Below are 25,082 nucleotides of genomic sequence, written 5' to 3'. Positions count from 1 at the left end.
TTAGAACACGGCCAGATACTTCAGCAGCGCGATGATGCCGATGATCAGTACGATAACCTGGATGATCTGCTTGATCCGTGCTTCGAGCGGCAGGCGCGCGACAAGATAAAGTACGAGGACGATCACGAGGAAGGTGATCAGAATGCTGATAAGAACGCTCAAGGCCCACTCCTTTTTGGCAAAAATGCGGTAGTGGGGTGGGAAATATGACAGCGGTGCCAAAAGGAAAGGGTTGCCAAGCCTTTACCCTCACTTTCTTTTGATTATTTTCGCTTAACGATGCCGTCCGCAGCCGCTATGACGCTGTAATGCGCCTTAAAACCCACATATTTGTCTCCGCCCTGACCCGCCGCGTCTTTGCCATGGGCGACTACGCAGCGGTTGAGAAAAAGGGTGCCGAGGAGGCTGGTGCCATCTTCATCCGCCAACGCTTTCGCGATGGCACCGAAACGCTTTATGCGCCGGCACCGCAAAACTTCTTTGACGACGAGGACGATGGCGGACGCAAGTTCGAACGGCGTCTGGTGCGGGCAGAGCCCGATACGGTGCGCGAGACGATCGATCGCGAAAAGCGCTTCGATCCGGATCTCTGGGTGGTCGAGATCGAGGTGGACGAGATCGGCGACCTGATCGAGGTCGTCAACGCCGATGCTCGGTAGGCCTTACCGGCCGCGGCCGGCTCGTCTCATGCTGGCCGATGTACGGAATGGCCGCTCGGCCTCTTCGGTCGCGTGGGGGGCAGGGGCCTCGACGGGTTGCGCAACCGGTCGCTCCGCATAGGTGTAGCCGTCAGCCCGGCGCCAGGCTTCGAGCCTTCGTCCGCAATCGTCGATATCGAGAACCAGCCACATGGCCGTCGCCCGGCTTGCACCGTCAAGCTGTTCGTGTGCGAGGTGACCGTAGAACCTTTCCAGGACGAAGACGGCTTCCGCTTCGTCCATGAACAGACCCTTGAGCGTCGTCGCCAGCTGCTGGCCGGAGATATCGAGCATGATCCGTTGTGCGAGCCAGCGGCTGGCCGACAGCGCGTCTGCCAGAACGCCGGCAAACAGCGTCGCCTCGCGGGCACGGGCAAATCGGACCAGAAGGGCGGCATGCGTTTCGCTGAGCTGCCGCAGACCCTGCCGGTCGTCGCTCTGGCGTTCCATATGGCCGGCCAGAAGCTTGATGCGGCGGCGCAGCTCCTCTTCGCGCGCAGCCCGGGCTTCCTCGGGCAGCAGGAAGTCGTCTTCGGCCTTTGCGGTCTCGACCGGCGTGTCTGCCGGGGGTTCGACAACGGTCGACATGGCCTCGATCGCGGCAGTAGGCAGCTCGCGCCGTTCGGTGATCGGCCTTGCGATCGTATCATAGCGCATGCCGACCAGCGCATCGATGACGATCGGCGACAGGCTTTCGCGCTTGGCGATCGCGCGGGCGTGGTTGACGCCCTGGCTGCGGGCGATGGTGATCAGCGCATCGTTGGAAAGGCAGGGCGAGGCAATCAGGAATGGTGCGGCGACCGCGATCGGCTGGCTTCCGATGAAAAAGGCGACGGCCGGCGGAATGGCGGGTGATTGCGAAAGGGCTGCCACCGCATCGCGGCGGGCTTCTTCCGAAGAGGCGGCAAACAGCGGTGCGAACAGCTCGGCGAACTGTCTCAGTTCGGAGCGGGAAGGACGCGACAGGCTTTCGAAGCTCGTGACGGTGGCCATCAACACCACATCCTTTTTTCGCATGGCTTGTGGCCTCTCAAGGTCTCGAAACTCGTTGGTCACGGGCAACTCTCATCTACGCAATACATGTCCGAAACGCGTGATGCCGCCGGGGTAAACACGCGCCCCGGTGCATCTCGTCTACCTGTGCCTGGGGAACTCCCCGGAGCATATTCCGCCGGATGCAGCTGTCTCCCGCGCCGCGCCCGTCGGTTTCGCCTTGGTTTACCAGATGCTAACGCTTTGAGGGTTAACGGTCAGTGAAAGCGGCTCGTTTTGGCGCACCGATGACCGTTCGAAAACGACAAAATCGTGCCGTTCGAAGACTGTGAAGTTTGAATGACGCGGTGAACAAAGATGCCGTTTTGGCGTTCATCAGCCTGATACCAGCATACGTCGATATCAACTGCCATATTAGAATTAACTCACTGTTAATCCACGTCTGGCTGTATTGGTCTGTAACCGGGCCGTAGCATCCGGTTTTATAAGCGTCGGGGCACCCTGAAAGCCCGTAAGACTGGGTAGATGGCCCGAAGGCTCGCATAACGACCGTGAGGTCGCTTTTCTAAGGTAATGTCGCTGCGCCGCGATTGGGCGCTCTGACGAGAAGGACGCGGATGTTCCTGCCGTATCAGGCAGGTCGCGTCAGCCCCGAAAGGGCAGGGTGAGATATCTTCGTCTTCATCCGTCTCGAATTCGTAAAGTCACGGAGACGAGCATGGCAGAGATCGTGATACTGAACAAATGGCGTGACCAGCATGGCCGCAAGCCGCAGATCCGCATCGGCGAAGCCGATCCCGGCGAAGTGGTGCTGTTTACCGGCGTGCGCTACGAGCGTTTCGACGACCGGATGGACCGCAAGGCCGAAAACCACGCCGTCCGCGCCGAGTAGGCCGGTACGAAACGGACCTAGAAGCGGCTTCTGCCGCGCCACTGGAACGCGCCACAATCCGCGTCCTTCAGAAACTGTGTGGCTGCCTCAGAAAAACTCGCCTGCGGCGTCAGCGCCCGCAGCACTGCATAGCCTTCGCCCGACTGGCTCTCGACAAGGATCGACTGGCTGATCCCGGTGGGCAGGCTTTTGCGCAGCATCGTCATCTGCGTCGGCGTCGCGATCACCACATCCAGCATGCCGCCCGGCGACGTTCGGTCGTTGATGCTGAACACCTCGTTGGACGCCCCGTCATAGATGCCGAGCGACCAGAACGGCAGGCCGGTATTTTCAGCCGTCAGCCTGACCGGGCCTTCCGATACGTCAAAACCGCAGACCGCGGTCTCCACGAAGGGATCGTCCTTGGAAAGACCAGCCCGGTCCGCCGCTTCTGTCAGTCGATAGAACCGTTGCGTTTCGCCTTCCTTCAGCACCCGCGTATAGGCATCGTTTTCCGAAAAATGCGGCAGTGCGAGCACGATGATCAAATGCAGCAGTGCTGCCCCGACCAGTCCCGCCGCGACAGCAAATGCCAGACCTGTGAAAAACCGCCGGATCATGGGCCGCATCCGATCTTTTCAATGAGCGGCATGGCAAGGTCGATCAGTCCGGAACTGCCCGCGGTCGGCGTGTCGAACAGGGTGAGGACGAGCCTGAAGTCCCCGCTTTGTGTGAGAGCAAGCCAGTTGCCGGACTTGGCCGTCGGCGATGCGGTGATTTCGAACTCGCCATTCGGCTGGCGCAGCGTGATGCGCGAATTGAGCGCCTGCGGCAAATCCGACGACAGCGAGGGTGCAGCAGCCCCGGGCGCCTGCGCAAACAGCGTCCAGAACCGTGCCTGCGGCGTGTGACCCCGGATCCTGTAGGAGCAGCTTGCCACAAGCCGCTCGCCGCTCATGTCGGTCGTCGCGGTAAAGGTCAGGCCCTCGGCGCTGGCATAGAGAAGCTTGCCGGCATTGGCCCGGTGCGATTTGGCATAAGGGTCTGCATCGGCCGTCTGCGCCTGCGGAAACGCCTCCCAAGGCCCGATCCGGAGCACCCCGAACCCGGTCGTCGCATCAAGCGCCAGCCGGGTCGACCAGATCCCGCCGCCGAATGCGATGGCAAGTGCAACGGCGATGAGGAAGGGAATACGGAACACGGGATTGGCTTTGTGTCTTTTTGGAGCGTTCGCGAAGGGTTAGCATTGTTTGGCGGGAAGGGGGAAGGGCCTCGCGCGGCATATTGAAATCTATGCCGATCGATCCGGCCCGGCCTGCAGTGTCGAGATGGAAGTAACGATCCCCATCGAACGGAAATAGTGAATAGATTTCGTCTGAACTGATGGAGGCCCGAGCATGTCGAAATCGTCAATTACCAAGGCTGATGCTGAATGGCTGCCGAACCCGCATCCCGGCGAGATTCTTCTGGAGGATTTCTTAAAGCCGATGCAGCTTAGCCAGAACGGGCTTGCCTGTGCCGTCGGCGTTCCACCCCGGCGCATCAACGAGATCGTGCTTGGCAAGCGCGCGATCACAGCCGATACGGATCTCCGTCTGGCACGCTATTTCGGCATGTCGGAAGGCGTCTTTCTCGGCCTGCAGGCTGATTACGAGCTTCTTCGCCGCCGCCGCGAACTCGGAGATGATCTCGAGCGGATCACCCCGCGCGCTGTCTGAGGCCAACCCACCTAGCGCCGCACTTCCAGATTGATCGGCGTCACCTTTGCCGTCGACTGTTTCGGCTGATGCCGGGTCGATATCGAGCCCGTCACGGGACCGGCTTCCGGCACCGACGCCTTGTCGCTTTGGGTAGCGGCGCCCTGGACCTTGTCACCCTGAACAGAGGTTGCCTGTCCGTCGACAGCTGGCTTGCCGGCATCGGCGACCTTGGGGCCGCCCGCTGTAAGCGGTGGAGCCTCGGACAGCGCCTTGCCGATCTGCTTGAGCGTTCTGGTGGCTTCGGCCGAAAGCGAGCGCGGTCTCTGCAGCGGCGGCAGGGCGTTCTCGCCTTCCATCGCTTTCGCAATTTCCTGGCTCTTCTTGTCGCTCTTGTGGTCGCCGTTCGGCAGTGGGTTTTCGATGCCGGGAATTGGTTTCAGCTCGATCCCCTGATGGGCGTAGTCCATCAGCACCTTGAAGGTCATCGCCGGAAGCGAGCCGCCGGTCATGTTGTTCATCGAGGTGAAGTCGTCGTTTCCGAACCACACCGCCGTCGTGTAATTGCCGGTAAAGCCGATAAACCAGGCGTCGCGATAGCTCTGCGAAGTGCCGGTCTTGCCGCCGGTGACGATGCCGCCATCGAGTGCCGCGCGTCGCGCCGTGCCCTGATAGGGGATCGTCGTCAGGATGCGGTTCATCGATGAGGTCGCCTGTTCGGACAGAACCCGCTTCGCCGGCGCCTCGTCGCGGCCGAAATCGTAGAGAATGTTGCCGCCGTAGCCCAGAACCTGCTCGATCCCGTGGCGATGCGATTGCACGCCGCCGGCCGGCATCACCGCATAGGCGGTGGCCTGGTCGAGTACCGTTACCTCGGACGTTCCGAGCGGGATCGTCTTGTCGCTTCTGAGCGGCGTCTCGACACCAAAAGCCTTTGCGGTGTTGACGATGACGTCGGTGCCGAGCACATCCTTGGCAAGCCGGACAGGCACCGTATTGAGCGATTGCTGCATGGCGCTCATCAGGGTCACCTTGCCCTTGTAGGAGCGACCGTAATTCTGCGGCGACCAGCCCCGCCAGGTGATCGGAGCGTCGGAGATCACCGACTCCGGCTTGTATCCGTGCTCCATCGCGGCGGAGTAGGTATAGAGCTTGAATGACGAGCCCGGTTGTCTCAGCGCCTTGGTGGCACGGTTGAACTGGCTCTCGCCATAGTCGCGGCCGCCGACCATGGCGCGCACGCCGCCGCCGTTTTCGATCATCACCATGGCGCCCTGCTTCACCTTGAAGCTGTCGCCGTATTCGCGAAGGCTGGTTTCCATCGCGGCATCGGCTGCCTGCTGCAGGCCCATGTCGATCGTGGTCCTGACCACCATCGAATGCTCGCGGATCTTGCCGGCCTTGGCCAGCCGCTGCACCTCGTCGAAGGCCCAGTCGAGGAAATAGTCTGGCGACTTGACCTCGGCGCGGTCGATCGCGGTTGCCGGCGTGCGGCGGGCTGCGATCACCTGGCCCTCCGACATCAGGCCTGACTGTACAAGGTTGGACAGAACGTCGTTGGCGCGGGCGCGCGCAGCCGGCAGATTCACATGCGGCGCATATTTCGCCGGTGCCTTGAACAGGCCGGCCAGCATCGCGCTTTCCGCGAGGCTGACTTCGGTGATGTTCTTGCCGAAATAGAACTGGCTTGCCGCGGCTGCCCCGAACGTGCCGCCGCCCATATAGGCGCGGTCAAGATAGAGCGACAGGATCTCTTTCTTCGAAAGGTTCGCCTCCAGCCACATGGCCAGAAACGCCTCCTTGATCTTGCGTTCGATCGACCGTTCGTTGGTGAGGAACAGGTTCTTCGCCAGCTGCTGGGTGAGCGTCGATCCGCCCTGGACGACGCCGCCGGCCTTGGCGTTTTCGGAAAGCGCGCGGCCGAGGCCGATGAAGTCGATCCCGTAGTGATCGAAGAAGCGGCGGTCCTCGGTCGCCAGCACCGCCTTGATCAGGTGGTCGGGCAGTTGCTCGATCGGAACCGAGCCTTCATGGATGATGCCGCGATGGCCGATGACGTTGCCGTAGCGATCAAGAAAGGTGACGGCGAAATCGCCCCGGTTGCGCCAGTCTTCCTTGGTTTCTTCAAAGGCTGGCTGGGCAAGCGCCAGAAGCGCAACGCAACCGACCGTGCCGAGCGTCATAGCCTCGCCGGCAAGCTCGAAACCAAGCTTTTTCAAGCCTGTAACGCGGAACCGCCGGAAGAAGATGGTGATCTCTTCCCAGACTTCGCCGGCCCGGAAACCGAGGTTCCAGACAGTGGAATCGATCCAGCTGTCGATCCGCAGTAGGATGTGGCGCTTCTTGCGCGAGGAGCCGGAGCGCTCTTGCTTAACCGGTGATTTCGGATGGTCCTGCACTGGAAGTTCCTGCCCCATTTCCCCCATCGCCCGATGAGAAACGCTTGACGCCGACCCCCCGGAGGGATCAAAGGCATGAGCGTCTCACCGTTATTCAGCATTAGCTGACAAAAGGTTTATGCGCGATAGAGAATCCGCAACAGGGTAAAGGCGGCAGGGGAAAATTGGTCCCCATCCGCGACAGATATGATGATGGAAGACGCATTCTGGAAAACCAAGACGCTTGAGGATCTGTCCCAGCAGGAGTGGGAAAGCCTGTGCGATGGCTGCGGGCTCTGCTGTCTCAACAAGCTCGAGGATTACGACACGGGCGAGGTGGCTTTCACCTCGGTTGCCTGCCGGCTTCTCGACGGCACGAGCTGCCAGTGCAAGGACTATCCCAACCGCCAGGCGACCGTTCCGGAATGCATCCAGCTGACGCCGGCCCAAGTGGACGAAATCCCCTGGCTGCCGCCGACCTGCGGCTACCGCCTGGTGCGCGACGGCCACGATCTCTACTGGTGGCACCCGCTGCTCTCAGGCGATCCGGAAACGGTCCACCAGGCCGGCATCTCGGCCCGCGGCCGCACGATCAGCGAAGAAGAGGTCGATGTCGAGGATTTCGAGGACTATCTGATCGACTGGCCCCTGCATGTCGGCGACGCACGGCGGGGCTAGGTAGGAGAGCCTCGGGATCTCCCCAAGCGCAACTGGTTCTTTTGTGGTCGGGACAGAATGCACCGGGCGGCAGATGCGTTGATCAGGTCTTTCGCCAGGGAAAGTCCTCGCCCGGAAAACCTGGCGGAATTTCGGGTTCCGTCGTTGCCTTTCGGATCGTGTAGGGGCGATCCCCACCCACTTCCACCGGAGTCCCGTCCGCGTCGACCGCCAGCAGCCCGACAAGATCGGCCGGTGCGCTGCGGACATAGATCTCGGCTCTATCAATGGCGTGTTGCAGGAGTTCGCGAATAACGTCGGCGCCAAGAGCGCCGGAGATTCCCTTGACGGACTGGTAGTCGGTCGAAGCAACCGACAATCCCTTGTGGCGGATCTCGTCCGTGATGCGAACCGGCGAATAGTGTGGCGGTTTTCCCGCTGCTGCCATGACGAGCGGACCGAGCGCGCAGAAGCGTTCAGCGATCAGAATGAGATCCACGTAATCGCGGGCCTTGCGTCGGGTGGAGGCCGCTAGAACCTTGTTAACGGCAAGATCGGCCTGATGCAGTCGCATCCCCCATTCGGGGTCGTCCACAAGGGGAAAAAGCGCTGTCGCGTCTCGCTCATCTACTGGATCAGGGTTGCCTCGCCGGCACGGCTGACGGTTGCCTCGACGCAGCCATAGATGAACACGTCGATTGCCACATGGAAGCCATGGCACCGCAGCGCCTCGATGTCGCGCGTGGCGATTTCGCCGATTTCCTCGTCCGTATCGTTGAAGATGTCGATGTCGTCCGACTGACGCGGCCAGTCGCGGTTAAGCAGCAGGCCACCGGCCAGATAGCTGGTTTCGGATCGATTGCCGGCAATGACCGCGAGGATGGCTTTCTGCAGGATGTCACTCGTCCAGTTCAGCATTTAGCTTTCGCCCGAGGGCAAAGGCGCGGGCGTCGCCGCGTTCCATCAAGGCGTTGGCAATGACACGGGCTCGGTCCGTGAGGGTGTGCAACCGGTCGAGGTCGATGTTGTCGAGGATGCGCAACCGGTAAAGCGTGACGGCCTGATCGCAGAGCGCCTGTATCCTGCCTCTTTTATCTCGGTGCGCATCACGCATCGCTGCAGCGCTTGAAAGTATATCCTGCCGTTGCGACGCTGGGACCAGCACTTCGACCCGGACAAGATGCGCTGCACCTCCGCTTTCGCGATATCGCTTCATTCTGTCGCGCACCGGCATAGCGAACTCCCTTCATCGTAGAATAGGCGTATCCCGGATACGGTACAAGCATCCGCCAGAGCTAAATACCCGGCTGGCCCTTGACCTTCCCATGATGGGAAGCCCTACATGGTGATGCGAAGAGGATCGCGACCCATGAACCAGATTATTCGCCCCATCCATCGCTCCGAACCGATCACCGTGCCCGTCGAGGGCATGACCTGTGCCTCCTGCGTGCGCCGGGTGGAAACCGCGGCTGCAAAAGTGGCGGGCGTCGAGAAAAGCGCTGTCAACTTTGCAACGAAGAAGCTCACGGTCGAGACGGGCGCGGGGTTTGATCCGGAGACGCTGGAAGCGGCTGTCCGCAAGATGGGCTACGAGATCCCCGACGGCGCGATGGATCTTGCGCTGCGGGAAGCGGGTTTTGACGCGGGCTCTGATCATCACCCGGCGTTGAAGCATGCGGAGACGAGCGCGCAGGCTGATCATACCCATGCTGATCATACCGGGGCCGCCCATTCCCAAGCCGAGCATCCGCATCCAACGCATGAAAACGCCGCCCACGACCATGCCCATATGCATGGCGGTGAAGCGGGTGTCCTGAAGCGTGATCTCGCCATTGCGGCGGTGCTGACATTGCCGCTGTTCGTGCTGGAGATGACGGGCCACGTCTATGCGCCGTTCCATCACTGGCTGATGGGAGTCGTCGACACGCAGAACCTCCACTACCTCTACTTCGTGCTGGCAACGGTGGTGATTTTCGGGCCGGGTCTGCGGTTCCTGAAGCTTGGTCTGCCGGCCCTGTTGCGGGGCCATCCGGAGATGAATTCGCTGGTCGCGGTGGGCGTTCTTGCCGCCTATGGCTATTCGGTGTTTGCGACCTTCGCACCCGGCCTGCTGCCGGAAAGCGCGCGCTTTGTCTATTATGAAGCCGCCGCCGTCATCGTGACGCTGATCCTGTTCGGCCGCCTGCTGGAGGCGCGTGCCACAGGCCGCACCGGCGAGGCAATCGAGAAACTGGCCGGTCTGCAGGCGAAAACCGCGCGGGTCGAACGGAGCGGGGCGGTCGTCGATATTCCCTCGTCCGAGGTCGTGGTCGGCGATATCGTCGTCATCCGTCCCGGCGAACGTCTGCCGGTCGATGGCACCGTGATCGACGGGCAATCGAATGTTGATGAATCGATGATCACAGGTGAGCCGCTGCCGGTCGAGAAGATGGCGGGCGCGTCCGTCACCGCCGGAACGGTCAACCGCACCGGCTCCTTCCGTTTCCGCGCCGAAAAGGTCGGCCGCGATACGGCGCTTGCCGGCATCATCCGGCTGGTGGAACAGGCGCAGGGCGCCAAACTGCCGATCCAGACGCTGGTGGACAAGGTGACTGCGTGGTTCGTGCCGGCCGTGATGCTTCTGGCGATCGTTACATTTGTTGTCTGGTTCCTGGTCGGACCGGAGCCGCGGCTGTCGCATGCGCTGGTGGCCGCGGTGGCGGTGCTGATCATTGCCTGCCCCTGCGCCATGGGTCTCGCCGTCCCGGTCTCGATCGTCGTCGGCGCGGGCAGGGCCGCAGAGCTCGGCGTGCTCTTCCGCAAGGGCGATGCGCTGCAGGCGCTGTCGGATGTGGATCTCGTCGTGTTCGACAAGACGGGCACTATGACGATGGGACGGCCGCAACTGACGGATCTGGATGTTGTGGACGGGTTTTCGGAAGACGAGGTTCTGCGCCTCACCGCAGCCGTCGAGCGTCGCTCCGAACACCCGATTGCGGATGCGATCGTCAAGGCGGCGGAGGCGAAGGGTCTGGTCTTGGCCGAGACCGAGGATTTCCGCTCCGTCACCGGCTACGGCATCAGTGCCCGCGTCGATGGCCGGGACGTTTCGGTCGGCGCCGACAGGTTCATGGACAAGCTCGCCATTTCGGTCGCACCACTGGAACAGACGGCCGCCCGGTTGGCCGGCGAGGGCAAGTCGCCGCTCTATACCGCGATAGACGGTCGTCTGGCGGCGGTGATTGCCGTTGCCGATCCGCTGAAGCCGTCGAGCGTTCAGGCCATCAAGGCGCTGCGGGCGATGGGCATCGAGGTTGCCATGGTGACCGGCGACAACCGTCGCACGGCACAAGCGATTGCAGCCAAGGTGGGGATCGAGACGGTCGTTGCCGAGGTTCTGCCCGAGGGCAAGGTGAATGCGCTGGATGACCTGCGGAAGGGGAGCGGTTCCGCCGCCGTGTCCTCGCCACAGGCGACTTCACCCCGGGCACGCCGGATCGCCTTTGTCGGCGACGGCATCAACGATGCGCCGGCGCTGGCGCATGCGGATGTCGGCATTGCCATCGGCACGGGCACGGATGTGGCGATCGAGAGCGCCGATGTGGTGCTGGTCGGCGGCGATCTCACCGGCGTCGTCAGCGCCATCGCCATCAGCCGCGAGACGATGCGCAATATCAGACAGAACCTGTTCTGGGCATTCGGTTATAACGTGGCGCTGATCCCGCTTGCCGCCGGTCTGTTCTATCCCTTGCTCGGATTGACGCTTTCGCCGATGCTGGGCGCTGCCGCCATGGCGCTGTCGAGCACGTTCGTGCTTGGCAATGCGCTGCGATTGAAAACCGTCGCACTGGGAGAGAAAGCGTGAATATCGGCGAGGCCGCACAGGCATCCGGCGTTTCGGCCAAGATGATCCGCTATTACGAGGAGATCGGCCTGATTACGCCGGCCGCCCGCACCGGCAACAATTACCGGACCTATGGCGGCGATCAGGTGCATGTGCTGCGCTTCATCAAGCGCGCCCGCTCGCTGGGTTTTTCGCTGGAGGAAACGCAGGCGCTCTTGAAACTGTGGCAGGACCGCAGCCGCGAGAGCGCCGCCGTCAAGGACATCGCCACCACCCATATCGACGATCTGGAGCGGCGCATCGCGGAGATGCAGGGCATGGTCAAGACCTTGAAGCACCTTGCCCATTGCTGCGGTGGAAACGACCGTCCCGACTGCCCGATCCTTGACGACCTTGCCGGTTCCGCGTCACCGGCGCATACAGATTGAAGAAGGAGACCTGAGATGACCGTGATCTTCACCGTGCCGGACATGACCTGCGGCCACTGCGAGAAGACCCTGCGAAACGCTCTCGCCGAAGCGCTGCCGGATGCACCCGTGTCGATCGATCTTGTCACGCATACGGTGATGGTGGGTGGCGACGAGGCAAAGGCCGCGCAAGCGATCCGTGACGCGGGTTATTCGCCGGAACGGGCCAAGGCCTAGTACGTTATCGGCATCGCAGACCATACTCCATCGCAGAGCATACCATGACAGTTGTCGCCTCCTATGTGTACCGCAACGGAAAACGTGCCGAGGCGGTGCCTGTCGATGGGCCGGCGCCGAGACTGTCCGGTCAGGATTTCGTCTGGATCGGCCTGCACGAGCCGTCACCGGACGAGCTGCATGCGCTGGCCGAAACCTATGAGCTGCACCCTCTTGCGGTCGAAGACGCCATCAACGCCCATCAGGTGCCCAAGGTGGAAGCCTATGGCGAACAGCTGTTCGTGGTGGCAAAGACCGCCCATCTGGAAGGCGAGAAATTCAAGTATGGCGAGACGGCGATCTTCGTCGGAAGGCGCCACATCATCACCGTCCGGCACGGCTCGGCCCGCAACCATGCCGCCATCCGGGCACAGCTCGAAGCCTCGCCGCAGCTTCTCTCCAAGGGGCCTGACTACGTCCTGCACGGGATCATCGATTTCATCGCCGACGGCTATCTGCCGCTGGTGCAAACGATCGAGGACAAGGTGCTGGAAATGGAGCAGAAGATGCTCGCGAACTTTCTCGAACGCGAGCAGATCCGCCGTCTCTTCCGCCTGCGCCGTCAGCTGATCCTGTTCGGGCGAATCCTGGGCCCGATGTCGGAAGTGGCGGGCAAGCTCGTCAATCTCGACCTTCCCTGCCTCGACCGGGACGCCAAGCCGTTCTTCCGTGACGTGCTCGATCATATCCGAAGGGTCGAAGGCATGGTGGGCGGACTTCGCGAAGTCATCACCTCGGTCTTTGAAGCCTCGAACCTTCTGGAACAGCAGCGCCAGGGCGTCATCACCAGGCAGCTGGCTGCCTGGGCCGCCATTCTTGCGGTGCCGACGGCCATCGCCGGCATCTACGGCATGAATTTCGAGAACATGCCGGAATTGAAGACCGAATACGGCTATCCCGCCGTGCTGGTTGCGATCGTCCTTCTCTGCAGCATCCTTTTCTACCGGTTCCGGAAGTCCGGCTGGTTGTAGTTGCAACCAAGCAAGGGAACTCTCGAGCCGGCGTCGAGTTGGTTCGGTCAGAAAGATGAAACCCTTGCTACGGAGAACCCCGCCATGGTCGACCAGACCCCGATGATCCTGCTGGCCGTTGTCTTGCTTGCCGGTATTGGCACGCTCGGATTTTTGATCCTGCGCCGCTGGAAGACCAAGCGCATTCCCAAAGCGCACGATCTGCCCGAGGTCGCCAACCGGCGCTGGCTGCGACGCGAAGCGCGCAATGCGCAGTCGCTCATCGACAAACGGGTTCCATAAAAGCGCGGTTCCTCACGGGAATTTGAGATGAAACCAATTTGTGCCCGGCCGGTTAACACCCTGTAGGGATACGAAAAGGAATTCAGAAATGATCAAGACATTGACAGTTGTTGCCGCACTTTCGTTTGGCCTATCCTCTGCAGCATTTGCGCAGACGAGCTATGACATGAACGGTTCGGCCAACCGCGCGGACGTCCAGCAGAACATGAGCGGTGCCGGCGGCAACATCCCGCCGAAGCCAGCCGCATCGGGTACTGTAGACCCCTATTCGACAGGCAGCGTTACCCCGGGCTCGGCAGTCGGTTCGACCGGCGCCTACGGTAGCCGCGCAGGCTGCGCACCGGGCGGTGAGCCAGGCGATGCTGCAAACTCCGGCAACCTGCCGAACCTGACGGGCGAAACTGCCCAGGGTACCGGTTGCTGATTAAACAATGACGGAAGCGGTTGGACGGGTCTTACCCCCGTCTGATCGAGCCTGATCAGAGGTCCTCGGTGAAAGCCGCAGGACCTTTTTTCATGACAAAAGGTTCGCAGTCACAACCAAGGTCGTAGATTGAATGCTGGGAAAACTGGGAAATCAAAAGGACGGCCAGCGTGATCTCGCGGCAGCGACGTGACGTCAATCGGCCACCCGACCCCGTTCTAAAGATAACGGCAGTCGCGTCCTTTCGCGCTTTTGGCAGACCGCAGCCGTCAAGTCCATTGCAAATTTGGCAACACGGGCCCGACATTCCTGCATGAACATCGGTCATTGCAGGGGATCGTGCGAAAAGCTATTCGTCTGGCCTGAACGCATTGGCCGGGAGACACGACAATCATCAAGATCATGGTATTGCTTCACAGCGCCAACGGCCTCGAATGGCAGTCTCCGCCCAAGGGCACCAGCTTGAAGACGCTGAGCGAAGCCGAAGAGCAGGGCTTCATCACCATCCGCGGCGAGTTCCAGAAACGCCAGTTCCGACTGACAGAGATGGGTTTCGAATATATCCAGCGTGACAAAAGACGTCTGGAAGCCCGGCGGTCGTAAGCCAGGCTAACGGCACAACGCTCGCAGCCTCCACCCAGAGAGCTGGAGGAACTCGTATGAAAGCAGTTCTGAAGATACTTGCCTTATCCCCTCCAGGGGGATAGGATTATCGCATGACAGAACACGATCACGTCCACGAAAGTCATCCCGAAATCGTCAAGCGGCTGAAACGGGCTGAGGGACATCTCAAAAGTGTGATCGCCATGATCGAGGGCGGCAGGCCGTGTCTCGACATCGCCCAGCAGCTGCATGCGGTGGAAAAGGCGATCACCAATGCCAAGCGCACCCTGATCCAGGACCATCTGGACCACTGTCTCGAAGACACGATCGGCGCGCTCGATCGGGAGAAGCGCCACTCCATCGACGAGTTCAAGTCGATCACCAAATACCTTTGAGACCTAAATACCCGTGAGATATTTCCATGCCTGATTTTGCCGACCTCCTGCAGCAGGGATCTGCCCATGCCTGGCTGTTTGTTCCAAGCGCCATCCTGCTTGGGGCCTTGCACGGCTTGGAGCCGGGCCATTCGAAGACGATGATGGCAGCCTTTATCGTTGCGGTGAGGGGGACGGTCACGCAGGCGGTGCTGCTCGGTCTTGCCGCGACGATCTCGCACACGATCGTCGTCTGGGGCATCGCCTTTGCGGGCATGTATCTCTGGCAGGGCATGGATGCCGAAGCTTCCGAACCCTATTTCCAGCTTGTTTCCGCGGCGGTCATCATTGCGATCGCACTCTGGATGCTGTGGCGAACATGGCAGGATCAGCAGATGGGAAAGGCCGCTGCCGCCCACGGGCATGATGGCTCGCATGGGCATGACGGTCATCACGGCCACCACGGTGGCCATGGCCACGACGGCCATCACGGCGCCCATCACGGCGCACATGACCACGGTTCAGCGCAGGGGCATGCCGCAGGCCACGGTGACATCACGCGGGTCGATACCGGGCACGGCATCGTCACGCTCGAAATCTTCGAAGACGGCGTTGCGCCTGTCTGGCGTTTTCGCTCCGAGCGCGGCCACGGCTGGACGGCGTCCGATGTCGTCGTCACGACACAGCGCCCGGATGGATCGCGGCAGGCCTTCGTCTTTGCCGATCAGGGCGGATATCTGCAGTCGACCACGGACATTCCCGAGCCGCATGCGTTCGTCGCAAGCCTGAGCCTTGGCCACGGCAACCATACCCATGACTACGACCTGTCCTTCACGGAAGGCCACGACCATGACCACGCCGAGATGCAGGGGCTAGACGTGGCGACGGACGGGTATCAGGATGCCCATGAAATGGCGCATGCCAACGACATTCGTCGCCGGTTCGCCGACCGCAAGGTGACCACATGGCAGATCGTTCTGTTCGGTCTGACCGGAGGTCTCATCCCGTGCCCAGCCGCCATCACGGTTCTGCTTCTCTGCCTGCAGCTCAAGGAGTTCACGCTCGGCTTCGTGCTGGTCATGTGCTTTTCCATCGGCCTTGCAATCACGCTGGTGACCGTCGGGGCCGTTGCTGCGCTGAGCGTGCGTCACGCCACGTCGCGCTGGAGCTGGTTTTCGACAGTTGCCCGTCGCGCGCCTTATGTCTCCAGCCTCCTCATCATCGCCGTCGGCCTCTATGTCGGCATCCACGGCTGGCAGGGACTGCCGGCGTAAGGGGCGTCGCGGATTGGGCGGGGCTTAGCTCCCCGCCGTCTCCACCCGGTTTCGGCCTGCAGCCTTGGCGTTGTAGAGGGCTTCGTCGGCGCGCTTGAAGAGGGCTTGCGAGGTTGTAACGAGGTCCTGGCCGGGGATGAGCGTGGCGAGGCCGACGCTGATCGTGGCGCGGTTGGAGGGTGGGTTTCTGCCGTGTTCCAAGCCGATCTCTTCGACGCCCACGCGGATGCTTTCGGCGATGGCATGCGCGGCCTTCGCGTCGGTTGCGGCGAGCAGCACCGCCACTTCCTCGCCACCATAGCGGGCGCAGACATCGCCGGGGCGGATGACGGTTGACCGTACCACCTGTGCGATCGCGCGCAGGCATTCGTCACCGGCCGCGTGGCCATAGGTGTCGTTGAAAAGCTTGAAACGGTCGGCGTCGATCATCAGCAGCGACAGCGGCGTCATCGAACGGTTCGCCGCAGTGACCATCGCCTCGAACCGGGCGTTGAAGAAACGCCGGTTGGCAAGCCGTGTCAGGTCGTCGGTATTGGCAAGAAGATCGAGCTCATCCTGTGCGCGCTTGTGGCGGCTGACATCGCGGGTGATCGCAACCACCCGCGGCGCCTGGGCCGGATGCGAAGCCGGCAGACGGCTCATCGCCGTTTCCAGCCATACTTCCTCGCCGTCGGGCTTGACGTGGCGAATCAGGAATTTCTCATGACCAGGCCCGCTGCCGAGACGCTCCGTTGCCTGGCGCACCAGGAATTCGGTATCTTCGGCCATGCCGGCAAAGATGCTGCGGCCGATCAGGTCCTCTGGCTCGAGCCCGAGGATGCCGATCGAGGAGGGCGAGACATATTCGCGGATGCCGTGTTCATCGAACCGGGTGATGAGGTCGCTGGAGGATTCAGCGAGCAGGCGGAACTCCGCTTCGCGCGCGGCGACCAGCGCTTCGCGCTCCTGGCGCAATTGCATCTGGCGGCGCCAGTAGACCGTGGCGAACCCGGCCGCGATGAGAAGGATCGCCGCATAGATCCAGCGCGTCCTCGCGGTCGACGCCCAGGAGATCAGCACCTGCCATTCCGATGCGGCCGCGAGCGCCACCAGGCCGGTCAGCTGGCTCTGGTGAAAGCCACCCGCCCGCGCCGTCTGGTCGATCGGTGACTGGTAATGAAAGGCGCCGACGCGGGTCTGGCGGACATGGGCAAACAGGTCGCTCTTGGACATGTCCTGGCCGAGAATGCTGTCGGCCATGGGCGCGCGGGCGAGAACCACGCCATCTCCGCGAACGAGCAGGAAGGAGGCGTCGGACCCGATATCGTAGCGGCTGAAGAAATTGACGAAATGGTTGACCTTGATGGTGGAGACCACAACCCCGCCGAACGTGCCGTCCGGCAAAATCACCTTCTGCGAGATCGGCAGGACCCAGGTCTGGGTCAGCCGGCTGAGGATGGGCTTGCCAAGGACCGGGAGCGGGAAGGGGCTGGCCTTGTGGAACTTGAAATAGTCGCGGTCCTGGTAGGAGACCCCGGCGGGGCGTGTTGCCGACGAGGTCGCAACCATCTGGCCATCGGCATTGAGATAGGAGAGCGTATCGAGTGTGGGCGACGCACTGAGCTGGCGCTTCATCAGCGCGTCGATCGCCTGGGCGAGATCGGCCTCGCCGTCTTTCTCCTCGATCTTGGAGATCAGGCTTGCGAGCGGCAGCCGCGACATTTCCACCACGTCGTCGGCATGCTGGGTAATTGCTTCGGCCGTCTGTTCCAGTGCCGCTTCGACCCGTGCGACCTGTGTCTTCCAGTTGGAATATTCCGCCCAGCCGAAAAGTGCCAGAAACGCACCGAAGCCCAATACCGCCGCAGGTGTCGCCAGAGCTGGGCCAAGGCCGTGTCTGGTGCGGCGGCCTAGCCCTTTGCGGTTCTCGGGGTCTGCCCCGCGAGACGATGGGGAAAACGGCATGCGCAGAAACTTCCGAAAATAGTCAAAACACGAAACTGCAACCCGGCTGATTTACGTCGCGCACGACGTCATTGGCAGGACCACGGGCAAAGAGCCGACAAGTCCCGTCTAATACAGTAAAGTTAAGCGAACCTCTCGCAACGGGAGCCTAATCCTGCCGTGATGATGGCCGGGACAGTGGTCGAAATCCCTGAAGAGCAAGTTCCAAAGAAAAAGGCCACCGCGCGAGCGGCAGCCTTCTCCTTATACAATCAGATGCTTGACGCGATCAGAACTTCACGCCGAGGCCAACCTGCACGACGTGCTGGTTGAAGTCGACATCAGCGCCGGCGAGGTTGCCGTTGCCGTAGTCGTTGTAGCGATACTCGACGCGGCCGAACAGGTTGTCGGTGAATGCGTGATCGACGCCAGCGCCGATGGTCCAGCCGTGCAGCGTGTCGTCGTCGTCGCCAACCGGCGTGTCGACTTCAACATTGGTGGCTGTCCAGCCGCCTGCTGCGTAGATCAGGGTGCGGTCCATGGCGTAACCGAGACGCGCACGGGCCGAACCGGAGAAGCCGCTTTCGGCATCGACGCCAGCGGCGACATCGTCGTTGTTCCAGTCGTAGTTGACGTCGCCTTCAACACCGGCAACGAAACCGTTGGAGAACTGCCAGTTGTAGCCGACGAAGCCACCCATGCGGGCGCCGTCGAAGTTCTGGGAACCAGCGCCTTCGATATCAGCATCGCCCCAGCCGTATCCGCCGTGGATACCGAGGTAAGGACCGGACCAGGAAAATGCCGGAGCTGTTTCGTAGGCGACTGGCGCGCTCGGAATGGTCTCAACCGCATCGGCGGCGAGAGCTGCGGACGAGAGGCCGGCTGCAAGAGCTGCGGCGAGAACGAGTGTGTTCCTCATGATGATTTCTCCGTGTTTTCAACGACTGCTTGTTATGAGGATCAATGTAGTGCGTTCGGCTTGGAAAGCTGTAGCTAAAATGTCACGCGCGCCAAAATCGATCCTTGACCGTTGACCGGGGGACTTTGCGCCGCCACTGCTGCGGTCGGGAAAGCCTTGCGGATGAACCGAGGAGCATGCCGTGCTGACAAGAACAGACACCGGATGGAAAACGCTTTTGTCCGGCCGGAACGGCCTGATGCTGGGGCTGATTTCCGCCGGGATCGGGTTGCATGCCTTCAACCAGTTCGCGATTGTTGCCGCCATGCCGCTGGCCGCCGCCGAACTTGGCGGGCGCGACTGGTTCAGCTGGGTCTACAGCCTCTATTTCATCGGTTCGATCGCCGGCGGCACCAGTGCTGCCTATCTCCGCGATCGGTTGGGTGTGAAATCCAGCCTGTTCTGGTCCATGGCGCTGTTTTCGCTGGGCGGTCTGATGGCGGTTCTGGCACCGAGCTTTTTCTTTATCGTTGCGGGCAGACTGTTGCAGGGGATTGCCGACGGTCTGATCGTGGCAATCTGCTACAGCCTCATCCCGGCCAATTTCTCGTCCGCGGTGACGGCGAAGGTATTTGCGGTGGAGGCAACCGTCTGGGCGGTCGCGGCTCTGCTCGGGCCGCTGATCGGGGGGCTGCTCGCAGAGGCGTTTTCGTGGCATGCCGCGTTTCTGGCGGTGACGCCGTTTCTCATCCTGCTTGGTCTTTTCACGCTGTTGACGACGCCCGAGACCGGCAGCGCGGCAAAGGCCGCGTTTGCGCCTCTGGCCGTAGCGCTCTGCGTGACTGCGTCCTTCATTTTCGCACTGTCGTCCGCAACGGGGGTGATCGGCTGGCAGGTCGCCTGTCTGGTGCTGGGATCACTGGCGCTGTCGCTGACCGTGACGACGGATGGAAAGCTCGGGCCGCGGTTGTTTCCGGCTGGCGCTTTCAGGCTGGGATCGGTGCTTGGCCACGGGTTCTGGATGCTGTTCCTGATGTCGGCGGGCCATGCGTCTGGTGCCACCTATCTCGCTCTGATCATCCGCGACGTCTGGGGCATCGGACCGGCGGCGGTCGGCTATATCGTGGTGGCGATGGCACTGACCTGGAGCGCGGTCGCGATGGCCTCCAGCCGGATCAAGTCTCTGAAGGGACGACACTTTGCGATGCGGGCCGGGCCGCTGTTCCAGCTCGCGGGCTTCCTGATGATCGCGATATCGATCGACGTCCGGGAGATCCTGCTCGTGGTCCTGAGCCAGATGGCGATCGGCACCGGTTTCGGTCTGTCGTGGGCGGCGATCAACCAGGCCTCGATGGAGGCCGCCGGCGACGAGGAGCGTGACCGGGCTAGCGCGCTTTTGCCGACCATGTCGACGGCCGGCTACGCCGTCGGATCGGCGCTTGCCGGCATGATCGCGGCAGCGACCGGGCTGACACGGCAGTTGTCGCAAGGCGATCCCGGGCAGGTCGCCTACTGGCTTTACGGGACGTCCGCAGCCGCGGCGCTGGTGACGTTTCTGCTCGGGTTCGGGGTGCGGTTGAAGGCGGGCAATAAGGGCTGATCTTGCTTGTTCCGCAGGCGCGAGACCCCATATTGGGGATACGCCACAGACCAGACTCAAGCACATACCCGAGACCAAGCCCCTGAAAGGGCCGAAGGAGAGATCCCGTGTTCCAGTTCGACAATTCCTATGCCCGCCTGCCGGATCGGTTCTTCGCTTCCGTCTACCCGGAGCCGGTGGAGGGGCCGAAGCTTCTGAGGTTCAACCAGAAGCTGGCAGCGGAACTGGGCGTCGAGGCGGATCTTTCGGATCCTGATCGTCTGGCATCCGTGCTTTCCGGCAATGTCGTGCCGCAGGGGGCATCGCCTCTCGCCATGGCCTATGCTGGGCACCAGTTCGGCAATTTTGTACCGCAGCTCGGCGATGGGCGGGCGATCCTGATCGGCGAGGTCATGGACCGTGCCGGACAGCGCCGCGACATCCAGTGGAAGGGCGCGGGGCCGACGCCGTTTTCGCGCCGTGGTGACGGGCGGGCAGCGCTTGGGCCGGTCATCCGCGAATATGTCGTGTCCGAGGCCATGCATGCGCTGGGCATACCGGCGACGCGGGCCCTGGCGGCGGTTTCGACCGGTGAGCTCGTTCAGCGCGAGCAGGAGCAGCAGGGCGCAGTGTTCGTGCGGGTCGCGGCAAGCCATGTGCGAGTGGGCACGTTCCAGTTCTTTGCCGCCCGCGGCGATACCGAGGGCGTGCGGACGCTGGCGAACTACGTGATCGAGCGGCATTACCCTGACCTGATGGGGGCGCAGAACCCGTATCTGGCGCTGTTGCAGGCCGTGGCGGACCGGCAGGCGGTGCTGATTGCCCGCTGGCTCGGCGTCGGTTTCATCCATGGTGTGATGAACACCGACAACATGACGATTTCAGGCGAGACGATCGATTTCGGTCCTTGCGCCTTTCTCGACGAATACAACCCGATGAAGGTGTTTTCCTCGATTGATCGGCAGGGACGCTACGCCTATCGCAACCAGCCGGGCATCGGCCAGTGGAACATCGCAAGGCTTGCCGAGGCGCTGGTGCCGCTGATCGATGCCGACGAAGAAAAGGCGGTGGGAGCCGCCAATTCTGTCCTGAAGGCATTCGGCGACACGTTCCAGGCGCACTGGATCGAGGTGTTCCGCGCAAAGCTCGGTCTGGTCACCGCGCGCGACGGTGATGGCGATCTCGTGCAGGGACTGCTTTCTGCGATGGAGGAAAACGAAGCGGATTTCACGCGGACGTTCCGAGCGCTCTGCAACGCCGCGGAAGGACACGACGACGACCTGCTCGCCTGTTTCGCGGATCCGGCCAAGCTGCGGGAATGGTTGCCGAAATGGAACGAGCGCCTGGCCGAGGAAGGCCGCAGCCCGGCGGACGTGGCAACAGAGATGCGCGGCGTCAATCCGTGGCTGATCGCCCGCAACCACCGGATCGAGGAAGCCATCGCGGCTGCCAATTACGGTGATTTCAGCTTCTTTGAAAAGCTGGTGGAGGCGCTCGAAAAACCGTTCGAAGAGCGGCCGGAATTTGCCGACTACGCGATTGCGCCGACGGCGGAACAGAAGGTTGCGCGCACCTTCTGCGGGACGTGAGCGAGAAGCTGCTCTGGTAAAATTTTCGAGATAGGAATTTAATCCTTGACGGCGTGACGGTTGTCGGGTAGTGTTTAGGCATAGTCGAAGAGTTGCGTCGGGAGAGGCTTCACGCCCCGACCGCCGCAAGGCTTCCAGTCAGGGCTCGGATTGACCTCCGGGCCCTCTTTTTTTCCAGGACATCGATATCGAAACCGAACGTGCGACGGCAAGCCGGCGCGGCGGGTTTTCGGCTGTGGAGATCTGCCATGAACCGTTCCGATACTCTCGCCGGTCTTGATCCAGACCTGTTCGGCCTGTGGACGGACGAACCGCTTTACGACGCGGATGACGACGTGACGCAGGATGCCGAACTGGAAGAGACGGTTCGAAACGTTCTGCTGGAGATCAAGTCTGCGGAAACCGAGCTGAAGCCCGCAGATGAACTGCGGCAGCTTCTGAACGAGATGACGGCGGAGATGCGCCAGCAGTTCGCCACGTTCCGCAAGATGCGGGAAGCGGCGTCCGGGCTGTTGTCCAGCGAGGCCGACGACGCGGTGTCAGCTGACGGCAACGAGGCGGCGCAGAAACTGGCGCGAGCCGATGTGAAGGCGGCGACCGATGCGATGAGCCTGATCATGCGCACGCTGGAAAAGGTCGATGCGCTGCAGCGTCAGCTGTCCCGCGACCGGCAGGTGGAGGCCGACCGGCTGGCCGATGCCGGCGGATACGAAGAGGCGAAGGCCCGCTTCGTCCGGATGATCGAGGATCGCGCCAATGAAACAGCCTTTGGGTATTTCGAAGCCTGGAAACGCGATGGCCCACCGGGATGGGTGGCGCAAAGGCTTCCAGCCGGAGGAACCCAGCCAGCGCAAGATGCGGCGGGCCGCAGAGAAGATCACGGGTGAGGCAGTGAACGCATCCGGGTCATTCAGGGCGAGCATGTCTGGCATCGCTGATGTCAGGGAGAAGAGTGCACGGGATCTGGAGGCCGGAATGGTTTTGGCCGGTGCGATGGGCGTGCCCCGCGCTCCGGACTCGGTGCCGGCGGAGAGCTGTGACGAGCCTGGTCCGGGAGAGAACGCGTTTGACGGGTTTGTGGCCGGTCTCGACCGGGATTGGGCGTTTACGGCGCTTCCCGGACAGAGGCCGCCAGAGGGCGACTGGCGGACGTGGCTGATCATGGGCGGGCGCGGATCCGGCAAGACGCGGGCGGGCGCCGAATGGGTGCATGCGCTGGCGTGTGCGGCTGGAGAGCGGTCCGATCTTCGCATCGCGCTCGTGGCGGAAACGCTGGGCGATGCCCGCGAGGTGATGGTGGATGGTGTCTCCGGCATCTGCCGGATTGCGGCACGGCACTGGCCGGAATTCGAGATTTCACGCAAACGGCTGGTCTGGCCGAACGGCACGGTGGCGCAGATCTTTTCCTCCGAAGATCCGGAAGCGCTGCGCGGGCCGCAGTTTCACTACGCCTGGTGCGATGAGATCGGCAAATGGAAGCATGGGCAGGAAACGTTCGACATGCTGCAGTTTGGCCTGCGGCTGGGACGCGATCCGCGCCAGCTGGTGACGACGACGCCGCGACCGGTGCCGGTGCTGAAGCAGCTGATCGCCGACCCTGGCACGCGGCTGATCAAGATTTCCACCGCCGGTAACGCCGGCAATCTGGCGCCGGGCTTTATCGCGGCGCTGGAGCGACGCTATGGCGGCACGCGGCTCGGGCGCCAGGAACTCGGCGGCGAGTTGATCGAGGATCGCGACGATGCGCTGTGGAAGCGTGCCGACCTCGAAGCCTGCGTGACGCGGTTTACTGGGGTTTTGCGGCGCATCGTGGTGGCGGTCGATCCGCCCTCGGGATCGGGCGAGAACTCCTGCTGCGGCATTGTCGTGGCGGGTGTCGAGGCAAGCGAAGGTTCGCCTGGCCGGGCGGTGGTGCTGGCCGACTGTTCGGTGACCGGCCATACGCCGGGCGGCTGGGCCAAGGCCGTGGTGAAGGCCTATGCGCGGTTTTCGGCCGACCGGGTCGTGGCTGAGGGCAACCAGGGCGGCGACATGGTGCCGGCGATGCTCAAAAGCATCGACGCCAACCTGCCGGTGACGGTGGTGCATGCATCCCGCGGAAAGTTTGCCCGCGCAGAACCGGTCGCAGCCCTCTACGAGCAGGGACGGGTGGTGCATGCGGGACGGTTTGCGGAGCTGGAGGACCAGATGTGCGATTTCGGTCCCAACGGACTGTCATCGGGACGCTCGCCGGACCGGCTGGATGCGCTGGTCTGGGCGCTGACGGCGCTTGTTTTGGACGGCCAGGGCGAGCCGCGCGTCAGGGGGATTTGAGCCTAGGCCCGGTGTGGCGCTTCTGGTGAACCGCGCAACGAAAAGCGGCCCGGACAGGGCCGCTCAAGCGTTCTATATCTGACAGTTGGCTACTGCCAAAAGTTGCAATTCAGCTTTTAGCCGGCACAGCCGGAGCGCTGTCGCGCATCTGCTTCCATTCGGATTCCATGCGCTCTAGGACGTGCTGCGGCACCGATTTCGTGGCGGCTGTCTGGGCGGTCTGCTGCATCATCATGATCTCCGGATTGTGCGCTGCACCATCATGGTGGTGCGCCCCTATGAACGTCGCATGGTTGGATTGGTTCCACATCCTTACTCCGAAGTAAATCGTCACTAACAGACTAAAACGATTTAGTTTTTTCTAAACCGATTGAAACCTTCGAACGCGGTAAAGGGGTAGGATTAACATGGGATACGAGCGCAGTTTTTTCTTCGATCACGTGCGCAGGAACCCGTTCAGCGGGCGGTTGGCAAGTGGTCAGGTGGCCGGGTTGGCTGCTGTTTTGGAGGCATGGGAGGCGCGCAACCCCATCGAAGGCCCCGCGGCGCTTGCCTATGCGCTGGCGACCGCGTTTCACGAGACGGCAGCGACGATGCAGCCGGTGCGCGAAACGCTGGCCAAGACCGATCAGCTTGCGGTGGTGCGGCTGGAAAGCGCTTACAGCGCCGGCCGGCTGCGGACGGTGAAGACGCCGTACTGGCGTTACGATGCCGATGGCCGCACCTGGCTGGGGCGCGGGCTCGTGCAACTGACCCACAGGCGCAACTACCAGAAAATGTCGGCGCTGACAGGGATCGATCTGGTCACGGCACCTCATCGCGCCATGGAGATGGATGTGGCAGTAAAAATCCTGATCGAGGGCATGCGGGCCGGCAGTTTCACCGGCCGCAAGCTCGGCGATTATTTCGGCCCTGGGAAATCGGACTGGGTCGGAGCGCGAAAAATCATCAATGGCAATGACCGGGCGGCGCAGGTGGCGGGGTACGCGAAAGCGTTCGCGGCAGCGCTGCGGGACGATGCGGCGATGGCGGCCTGAACGTCTTCAGAGGGA

General features: G+C 62.2%; 28 protein-coding genes and 1 pseudogene. 18 read left to right on the top strand and 11 right to left on the bottom strand.

Going from position 1 to position 25,082, the window contains the following annotated elements; translation table 11 throughout:
* Nucleotides 1–162, bottom strand: coding sequence for a Thivi_2564 family membrane protein (locus tag ASG19_RS24165; RefSeq protein ID WP_092662461.1), 162 nt, complete (start codon nt 160–162; stop codon nt 1–3).
* 146 nt (nt 163–308) lie between these two features.
* Here ASG19_RS24165 and ASG19_RS01840 point away from each other — a divergent pair, with 146 nt between their 5' ends.
* Nucleotides 309–659, top strand: coding sequence for a DUF1491 family protein (locus ASG19_RS01840; protein ID WP_062453477.1), 351 nt, complete (start codon nt 309–311; stop codon nt 657–659).
* 3 nt (nt 660–662) lie between these two features.
* On the opposite strand, the gene ASG19_RS01835 is transcribed toward ASG19_RS01840, so the two are convergent.
* Nucleotides 663–1,754, bottom strand: coding sequence for a DUF2336 domain-containing protein (locus ASG19_RS01835; RefSeq protein ID WP_082476150.1), 1,092 nt, complete (start codon nt 1,752–1,754; stop codon nt 663–665).
* Nucleotides 1,755–2,409: 655 nt separating this feature from the next.
* Between ASG19_RS01835 and ASG19_RS23765 the strand changes: the two genes are divergently transcribed.
* A complete protein-coding gene (locus ASG19_RS23765; protein ID WP_156461810.1) occupies nt 2,410–2,583 on the top strand; it encodes a hypothetical protein in 174 nt (57 codons plus the stop codon).
* Between the two features lie 17 nt (nt 2,584–2,600).
* Here ASG19_RS23765 and ASG19_RS01830 read toward each other — a convergent pair whose 3' ends face one another.
* Both ASG19_RS01830 and ASG19_RS01825 read right to left on the bottom strand, forming a co-directional pair.
* The gene (locus ASG19_RS01830) at nt 2,601–3,182 is read right to left on the bottom strand and encodes a DUF1254 domain-containing protein (RefSeq protein ID WP_062454775.1); all 582 of its coding nucleotides are present in this window, start codon (nt 3,180–3,182) and stop codon (nt 2,601–2,603) included.
* Complete coding sequence (locus ASG19_RS01825) at nt 3,179–3,763, bottom strand: DUF1214 domain-containing protein (RefSeq protein WP_062453476.1); 585 nt, start codon at nt 3,761–3,763, stop codon at nt 3,179–3,181. Before ASG19_RS01825 ends, ASG19_RS01830 begins: the two co-directional genes overlap by 4 nt.
* Before the next feature lie 196 nt (nt 3,764–3,959).
* Between ASG19_RS01825 and ASG19_RS01820 the strand changes: the two genes are divergently transcribed.
* Nucleotides 3,960–4,280: a HigA family addiction module antitoxin gene (locus tag ASG19_RS01820; protein WP_062453475.1), complete on the top strand. Its 321-nt coding sequence runs from the start codon at nt 3,960–3,962 to the stop codon at nt 4,278–4,280.
* A gap of 227 nt (nt 4,281–4,507) precedes the next feature.
* Here ASG19_RS01820 and ASG19_RS01815 read toward each other — a convergent pair.
* Nucleotides 4,508–6,676, bottom strand: a pseudogene (locus tag ASG19_RS01815) (transglycosylase domain-containing protein); the annotation flags it as partial.
* A 171-nt stretch (nt 6,677–6,847) separates the two neighbouring features.
* Here ASG19_RS01815 and ASG19_RS01810 point away from each other — a divergent pair.
* A complete protein-coding gene (locus ASG19_RS01810) occupies nt 6,848–7,315 on the top strand; it encodes a YcgN family cysteine cluster protein (RefSeq protein WP_062454773.1) in 468 nt (155 codons plus the stop codon).
* Between the two features lie 82 nt (nt 7,316–7,397).
* Here ASG19_RS01810 and ASG19_RS24365 read toward each other — a convergent pair whose 3' ends face one another.
* From ASG19_RS24365 to ASG19_RS01800, 3 genes are read right to left on the bottom strand one after another with little or no spacing between them, the layout of a single operon-like run.
* Nucleotides 7,398–7,868, bottom strand: a complete 471-nt coding sequence (locus ASG19_RS24365) for a hypothetical protein (RefSeq protein ID WP_244476060.1) — start codon at nt 7,866–7,868, stop codon at nt 7,398–7,400.
* Between the two features lie 53 nt (nt 7,869–7,921).
* Nucleotides 7,922–8,212 (bottom strand): hypothetical protein, encoded by a 291-nt coding sequence (locus ASG19_RS24360; protein ID WP_244476059.1) that lies wholly within the window; start codon nt 8,210–8,212, stop codon nt 7,922–7,924.
* Nucleotides 8,193–8,528, bottom strand: coding sequence for a hypothetical protein (locus ASG19_RS01800; RefSeq protein WP_062453474.1), 336 nt, complete (start codon nt 8,526–8,528; stop codon nt 8,193–8,195). The genes ASG19_RS24360 and ASG19_RS01800 overlap by 20 nt, the downstream gene beginning before the upstream one ends.
* A 135-nt stretch (nt 8,529–8,663) precedes the next feature.
* Between ASG19_RS01800 and ASG19_RS01795 the strand changes: the two genes are divergently transcribed.
* The 9 genes from ASG19_RS01795 to ASG19_RS01755 all read left to right on the top strand — a co-directional run bounded on the left by ASG19_RS01795 (nt 8,664) and on the right by ASG19_RS01755 (nt 15,728).
* Nucleotides 8,664–11,138, top strand: a complete 2,475-nt coding sequence (locus tag ASG19_RS01795; RefSeq protein WP_062453473.1) for a heavy metal translocating P-type ATPase — start codon at nt 8,664–8,666, stop codon at nt 11,136–11,138.
* A complete protein-coding gene (gene cueR, locus ASG19_RS01790; protein ID WP_062453472.1) occupies nt 11,135–11,545 on the top strand; it encodes a Cu(I)-responsive transcriptional regulator in 411 nt (136 codons plus the stop codon). Before ASG19_RS01795 ends, cueR begins: the two co-directional genes overlap by 4 nt.
* 15 nt (nt 11,546–11,560) lie before the next feature.
* Nucleotides 11,561–11,761 (top strand): heavy-metal-associated domain-containing protein, encoded by a 201-nt coding sequence (locus tag ASG19_RS01785; protein ID WP_062453471.1) that lies wholly within the window; start codon nt 11,561–11,563, stop codon nt 11,759–11,761.
* Nucleotides 11,762–11,805: 44 nt separating this feature from the next.
* Complete coding sequence (locus ASG19_RS01780; protein WP_062453470.1) at nt 11,806–12,771, top strand: magnesium and cobalt transport protein CorA; 966 nt, start codon at nt 11,806–11,808, stop codon at nt 12,769–12,771.
* Nucleotides 12,772–12,855: 84 nt separating this feature from the next.
* Nucleotides 12,856–13,053, top strand: a complete 198-nt coding sequence (locus ASG19_RS01775) for a hypothetical protein (RefSeq protein WP_062453469.1) — start codon at nt 12,856–12,858, stop codon at nt 13,051–13,053.
* Nucleotides 13,054–13,141: 88 nt separating this feature from the next.
* Nucleotides 13,142–13,477: a hypothetical protein gene (locus tag ASG19_RS01770; protein WP_062453468.1), complete on the top strand. Its 336-nt coding sequence runs from the start codon at nt 13,142–13,144 to the stop codon at nt 13,475–13,477.
* 402 nt (nt 13,478–13,879) lie between these two features.
* Nucleotides 13,880–14,080 (top strand): hypothetical protein, encoded by a 201-nt coding sequence (locus tag ASG19_RS01765; RefSeq protein ID WP_062453467.1) that lies wholly within the window; start codon nt 13,880–13,882, stop codon nt 14,078–14,080.
* A 113-nt stretch (nt 14,081–14,193) separates the two neighbouring features.
* Nucleotides 14,194–14,475, top strand: coding sequence for a metal-sensing transcriptional repressor (locus ASG19_RS01760; protein WP_062453466.1), 282 nt, complete (start codon nt 14,194–14,196; stop codon nt 14,473–14,475).
* A 26-nt stretch (nt 14,476–14,501) separates the two neighbouring features.
* Nucleotides 14,502–15,728 (top strand): nickel/cobalt efflux transporter, encoded by a 1,227-nt coding sequence (locus ASG19_RS01755; protein WP_062453465.1) that lies wholly within the window; start codon nt 14,502–14,504, stop codon nt 15,726–15,728.
* Nucleotides 15,729–15,752: 24 nt separating this feature from the next.
* Here the strand turns inward: ASG19_RS01755 and ASG19_RS01750 are convergent, their stop codons facing one another.
* Together ASG19_RS01750 and ASG19_RS01745 are read right to left on the bottom strand one after the other, a co-directional pair.
* Nucleotides 15,753–17,672: a diguanylate cyclase gene (locus ASG19_RS01750; protein ID WP_082476146.1), complete on the bottom strand. Its 1,920-nt coding sequence runs from the start codon at nt 17,670–17,672 to the stop codon at nt 15,753–15,755.
* A 268-nt stretch (nt 17,673–17,940) separates the two neighbouring features.
* Nucleotides 17,941–18,570 carry an outer membrane protein gene (locus ASG19_RS01745; RefSeq protein ID WP_062453463.1) on the bottom strand — a complete coding sequence of 210 codons (630 nt, stop codon included), beginning with the start codon at nt 18,568–18,570 and terminating at the stop codon, nt 17,941–17,943.
* A 181-nt stretch (nt 18,571–18,751) separates the two neighbouring features.
* Here ASG19_RS01745 and ASG19_RS01740 point away from each other — a divergent pair, with 181 nt between their 5' ends.
* From ASG19_RS01740 to ASG19_RS01725, 4 genes are all read left to right on the top strand, one after another.
* Nucleotides 18,752–20,149, top strand: coding sequence for an MFS transporter (locus tag ASG19_RS01740; RefSeq protein ID WP_156466385.1), 1,398 nt, complete (start codon nt 18,752–18,754; stop codon nt 20,147–20,149).
* Nucleotides 20,150–20,256: 107 nt separating this feature from the next.
* Nucleotides 20,257–21,717 (top strand): protein adenylyltransferase SelO, encoded by a 1,461-nt coding sequence (locus ASG19_RS01735; RefSeq protein ID WP_062453461.1) that lies wholly within the window; start codon nt 20,257–20,259, stop codon nt 21,715–21,717.
* A gap of 248 nt (nt 21,718–21,965) precedes the next feature.
* Nucleotides 21,966–22,604 (top strand): hypothetical protein, encoded by a 639-nt coding sequence (locus ASG19_RS01730; RefSeq protein WP_062453460.1) that lies wholly within the window; start codon nt 21,966–21,968, stop codon nt 22,602–22,604.
* A gap of 88 nt (nt 22,605–22,692) precedes the next feature.
* The gene (locus tag ASG19_RS01725) at nt 22,693–24,030 is read left to right on the top strand and encodes a terminase family protein (protein ID WP_244476058.1); all 1,338 of its coding nucleotides are present in this window, start codon (nt 22,693–22,695) and stop codon (nt 24,028–24,030) included.
* Between the two features lie 109 nt (nt 24,031–24,139).
* On the opposite strand, the gene ASG19_RS01720 is transcribed toward ASG19_RS01725, so the two are convergent.
* Nucleotides 24,140–24,340, bottom strand: a complete 201-nt coding sequence (locus tag ASG19_RS01720) for a hypothetical protein (RefSeq protein ID WP_062453459.1) — start codon at nt 24,338–24,340, stop codon at nt 24,140–24,142.
* Nucleotides 24,341–24,431: 91 nt separating this feature from the next.
* Here ASG19_RS01720 and ASG19_RS01715 point away from each other — a divergent pair, with 91 nt between their 5' ends.
* The gene (locus ASG19_RS01715; protein WP_062453458.1) at nt 24,432–25,067 is read left to right on the top strand and encodes a hypothetical protein; all 636 of its coding nucleotides are present in this window, start codon (nt 24,432–24,434) and stop codon (nt 25,065–25,067) included.
* The last annotated feature ends 15 nt before the right edge of the window (nt 25,068–25,082 follow it).

Source organism: Rhizobium sp. Leaf306 (assembly GCF_001423425.1).
In the GTDB taxonomy this organism is placed as follows: Bacteria; Pseudomonadota; Alphaproteobacteria; order Rhizobiales; family Rhizobiaceae; genus Neorhizobium; species Neorhizobium soli.
Note: the sequence above shows the minus strand (reverse complement) of the source record. Positions and strands in the feature narration are given on the sequence as shown.

Bases quoted from the DNA above. Each gene is read 5' to 3' on its own strand.
- ASG19_RS01820 (WP_062453475.1), top strand. From the start codon at position 3,960: ATGTCGAAATCGTCAATTACCAAGGCTGATGCTGAATGGCTGCCGAAC.
- ASG19_RS01725 (WP_244476058.1), top strand. From the start codon at position 22,693: ATGGTTTTGGCCGGTGCGATGGGCGTGCCCCGCGCTCCGGACTCGGTG.
- ASG19_RS01770 (WP_062453468.1), top strand. From the start codon at position 13,142: ATGATCAAGACATTGACAGTTGTTGCCGCACTTTCGTTTGGCCTATCC.
- ASG19_RS01730 (WP_062453460.1), top strand. From the start codon at position 21,966: ATGAACCGTTCCGATACTCTCGCCGGTCTTGATCCAGACCTGTTCGGC.
- ASG19_RS01755 (WP_062453465.1), top strand. From the start codon at position 14,502: ATGCCTGATTTTGCCGACCTCCTGCAGCAGGGATCTGCCCATGCCTGG.
- ASG19_RS01840 (WP_062453477.1), top strand. From the start codon at position 309: ATGCGCCTTAAAACCCACATATTTGTCTCCGCCCTGACCCGCCGCGTC.
- ASG19_RS01745 (WP_062453463.1), bottom strand. From the start codon at position 18,570: ATGAGGAACACACTCGTTCTCGCCGCAGCTCTTGCAGCCGGCCTCTCG.
- ASG19_RS01750 (WP_082476146.1), bottom strand. From the start codon at position 17,672: ATGCCGTTTTCCCCATCGTCTCGCGGGGCAGACCCCGAGAACCGCAAA.
- ASG19_RS01780 (WP_062453470.1), top strand. From the start codon at position 11,806: ATGACAGTTGTCGCCTCCTATGTGTACCGCAACGGAAAACGTGCCGAG.
- ASG19_RS01800 (WP_062453474.1), bottom strand. From the start codon at position 8,528: ATGCCGGTGCGCGACAGAATGAAGCGATATCGCGAAAGCGGAGGTGCA.
- ASG19_RS23765 (WP_156461810.1), top strand. From the start codon at position 2,410: ATGGCAGAGATCGTGATACTGAACAAATGGCGTGACCAGCATGGCCGC.
- ASG19_RS01760 (WP_062453466.1), top strand. From the start codon at position 14,194: ATGACAGAACACGATCACGTCCACGAAAGTCATCCCGAAATCGTCAAG.
- ASG19_RS24360 (WP_244476059.1), bottom strand. From the start codon at position 8,212: ATGCTGAACTGGACGAGTGACATCCTGCAGAAAGCCATCCTCGCGGTC.
- ASG19_RS01765 (WP_062453467.1), top strand. From the start codon at position 13,880: ATGGTATTGCTTCACAGCGCCAACGGCCTCGAATGGCAGTCTCCGCCC.
- ASG19_RS01720 (WP_062453459.1), bottom strand. From the start codon at position 24,340: ATGTGGAACCAATCCAACCATGCGACGTTCATAGGGGCGCACCACCAT.
- ASG19_RS01775 (WP_062453469.1), top strand. From the start codon at position 12,856: ATGGTCGACCAGACCCCGATGATCCTGCTGGCCGTTGTCTTGCTTGCC.
- ASG19_RS01810 (WP_062454773.1), top strand. From the start codon at position 6,848: ATGATGGAAGACGCATTCTGGAAAACCAAGACGCTTGAGGATCTGTCC.
- ASG19_RS01795 (WP_062453473.1), top strand. From the start codon at position 8,664: ATGAACCAGATTATTCGCCCCATCCATCGCTCCGAACCGATCACCGTG.
- ASG19_RS24365 (WP_244476060.1), bottom strand. From the start codon at position 7,868: ATGCGACTGCATCAGGCCGATCTTGCCGTTAACAAGGTTCTAGCGGCC.
- ASG19_RS01785 (WP_062453471.1), top strand. From the start codon at position 11,561: ATGACCGTGATCTTCACCGTGCCGGACATGACCTGCGGCCACTGCGAG.
- ASG19_RS01830 (WP_062454775.1), bottom strand. From the start codon at position 3,182: ATGATCCGGCGGTTTTTCACAGGTCTGGCATTTGCTGTCGCGGCGGGA.